Origin of the sequence: Herbiconiux daphne (genome assembly GCF_024979295.1) — a bacterium.
Classification (GTDB): Bacteria; Actinomycetota; Actinomycetes; order Actinomycetales; family Microbacteriaceae; genus Herbiconiux; species Herbiconiux daphnes.
Genome location: NZ_JANLCJ010000038.1, coordinates 1 through 2,790 on the forward strand (window position 1 = coordinate 1; position 2,790 = coordinate 2,790).

General features: G+C 37.4%; 6 protein-coding genes. All 6 read right to left on the bottom strand.

Annotated features, from left to right (window positions below):
* Nucleotides 1-376 (bottom strand): hypothetical protein (locus N1032_RS22380; RefSeq protein ID WP_259542487.1); only part of this gene is annotated, 376 nt, incomplete at its 3' end.
* A gap of 36 nt (nt 377-412) precedes the next feature.
* Nucleotides 413-643 (bottom strand): DEAD/DEAH box helicase family protein, encoded by a 231-nt coding sequence (locus tag N1032_RS22385; RefSeq protein ID WP_259542488.1) that lies wholly within the window; start codon nt 641-643, stop codon nt 413-415.
* Nucleotides 644-1,061: 418 nt separating this feature from the next.
* Nucleotides 1,062-1,301 carry a hypothetical protein gene (locus tag N1032_RS22390; RefSeq protein WP_259542491.1) on the bottom strand — a complete coding sequence of 80 codons (240 nt, stop codon included), beginning with the start codon at nt 1,299-1,301 and terminating at the stop codon, nt 1,062-1,064.
* Between the two features lie 299 nt (nt 1,302-1,600).
* On the bottom strand, nt 1,601-1,957 hold the full coding sequence (locus N1032_RS22395; RefSeq protein ID WP_259542493.1) for a hypothetical protein: 357 nt from the start codon (nt 1,955-1,957) through the stop codon (nt 1,601-1,603).
* Nucleotides 1,958-2,338, bottom strand: coding sequence for a hypothetical protein (locus N1032_RS22400; protein WP_259542496.1), 381 nt, complete (start codon nt 2,336-2,338; stop codon nt 1,958-1,960).
* Nucleotides 2,339-2,403: 65 nt separating this feature from the next.
* A partial coding sequence (locus N1032_RS22405; RefSeq protein ID WP_259542497.1) for a hypothetical protein occupies nt 2,404-2,790 on the bottom strand: 387 nt, incomplete at its 5' end.

Consider the following 2,790-nt stretch of genomic DNA (forward strand, 5'->3'; position numbering starts at 1 on the left):
CGCCTGTAACGACAAACAACTTGATTCCTAATGTGTTTGCTACTAATGTTAAGTCGTCAAGTTCGGCATGGAAGTTATAGAATATCGAAACATTTTTATCATTGCTTTCTAGGAACTCTTTGAGTGCTATTGCCTTATGATTAGACAAATTTCTATATGCCCCTATATAACCACTTGAGAATTCACGAAGGCGAGTAAATGTAACACCAGGGTTGGCAAATAAATCACTTTCATACATTTGGTGCTTTTTAACTTTTGCGTAAACTTGCGGTCTGTCATGTTCAAGCATGATATCGATAAATGTTTGTTTCGGCAAATCTATCGCCTCTTCCGTTTTCATTGTTATCGACACCGTTTTCAACGCATTCAACAGCACATCGACATTCTTATAACCGACTATGGTCCTGAAAGGTCATCGAGCGGTGGGTAATTTCACTTCTTTAATCTCACAGAACTCGTTTTCAAATTCTGAGTATTTCATATCCATGCCCAACATAACCATTTGGTTGTATAGGTCGTGGAAAGCATTTTGCGGCGTACCAGACAAGAGCAATACACCACCGCACAGTTTTGCGTTGAGTGCACCCCACTTGCCAATCTTGGATTTTCTTGATTTGAGATATTGACTTTCATCAATTATCAACAGTCATTCTTTGTCCAATTTAATCTTTCTTCTTCATATGGTTTCATAATTGGCGATTATAGCTCCTTGTTTAAGGTTCGCTATACTTTTGTTGTCCTCTTCCAAACCGTTGCCCAAAATGGTTGTATCAAGCGATAGGAAGGTGTTGATGTCATTTGCTCAGTCAAGTTTCTTGGAGTGTTGGCAAATGACAAGTATTTTGGAGAATTTCTTCTCTTGTGCTATTGCCAATGAGGTTAAGGTCTTGCCTAATCCTGGTTGCATGAACAAACCGAACTTCTGTCAAGGCAATGCCTTATCAACAGCTTGTTTTTGGAAATCAAAAAGGATGTCTTGATATATGTTTTTACTCATTTCAATTCACCCCTTTGAGTTCTTGCTCATATTCACCAGTTAGCATCTTGTCTAAAATGTCCTGTCAGTTGAAACAATATTTAAGTTCATAACCGAGACCGCCTGCGTTTCTAATCCTTTGGAGTTGCAACACCTGGTGCGGTTGTATCTTATAATCAACCTTGAGTTCAAGACCTATGAATTTGCCTTGATGGCAAACAACCAAATCAGGAAGACCTCTTTCTAAACCTTCAACGTTAATTATGAAAGCATTTTTATTTTTCAGATAGTCTATGACTTGCTTTTGAAAATCTTTTTCTAACATTATAGATAAATAAGTTCAACAGAAGTAATCTTGCCATCTACCAACTTTCTTTTTACGACAGTCGGAATAGGATTGAACCCCGCTCCAATTTCATAACCATAAATAGATTTTTTGCAAGAAGGTAGTTTATGAACTGTTCTTCTCATTTCTTGTGTTAAGTTGTGGTGATGTCAATGACCAAAAGTTATATTCTTTTCTGTACCAAGTTTAGCATCTCTTGTATTTTGTTTGCTATTTCAATTTTGGTGTCCGTGGTAGTAATAACCTTCTGGTGTTTCTACTACTCCATTAACTGTTGGTCAGAAATAGTATTTGTTTCCTAAAGCATTTCTCATAATGTCATTGATAATATAACCTAAGTCTTCTGTATGGAAATCTCCACGCTTTGAACCCAATGGTCTTATTTCTGAGTGATTTGACTCAATAACATCTAAGATAGAAAGGTTTTTAACTTTTTCAAATGCTTGCGGAATATATTTAACAAATAAATTAGACACTTCCCTTGCTTGTTGAATTGATAATGAAACAACCTCAAACAGTTGTGGTAAATGGGCTGCTCCGCCTTCTATTGTGTCCCCGACTAGACAAAGTCTATGATTGATATTGTATTCATTATTTTTAATATTCCCCTTGATTTTAGAGAAAATATGTGCCACTCATTCTTCTTCACTACCCTTGTAATGTAAATCACTGATTAAATATTCAATAATTTCATTAGGTTTAGTCTTATCAACTTCTGCATAGACCTTAGGAAGTGGTTTTTGGTCTGTTTTAGGCACTTGCAACTCTTCCCTAAGCATTTCTATCACACCCAAATTTTTTGCCGCCTTATGAGCTTCTTGTCTTAACGCCACATTTTTCTTTTGCTGCTTAAGGATGTGCAATTCCTTTTTGGCAAGAAGTTGCAGTTGGTCCTCTGTGAATGATTGACTTTCAAGAGCAATCTCCACGCCGCGTTTCATGTTTATGAACCTCTGCCCCAATGAACGCTCAACAAAATTGGTTTCATATTTATCATTGAATTTCTTGGTTGCCAATTTTGTGCTTGGGTTCTCGTGGAAAATATCTCACAAGTCCCTTTCCATCTCTTTGGTGAATTTCATTATTCCTCCTTGTCATCTTCCTCTTTCATGAAGTCTTCACGAAGAGTGACAAATGGTGTTCCTTTTTCAACTTTTCTTACTTTCATCGGCAATTTACCTGCCATGATGTGCTCATCGACAAGTTTCTTGTCAAGCGTTCTCGTCAACACGAAGTATTCATCAGGAATCTGTTCCTCGTCATACACGATTGTTGACTTGCCTGAGTTGTATATGAACCCCTTTGGCAGTTGTGCGTCAAACTTGGTTATGATTTGACCTGTCTTCTGGTCCATCTTGTGTGTTGTCAGCAAGTGCCTTGTCGCCTCATCCAAAGTTTTTTCCTTGACATAGGAAATAAGGTTGTCAATCTTGTCCTTGTAAGCGTTGTAATTCGAAGTCGGATCGTA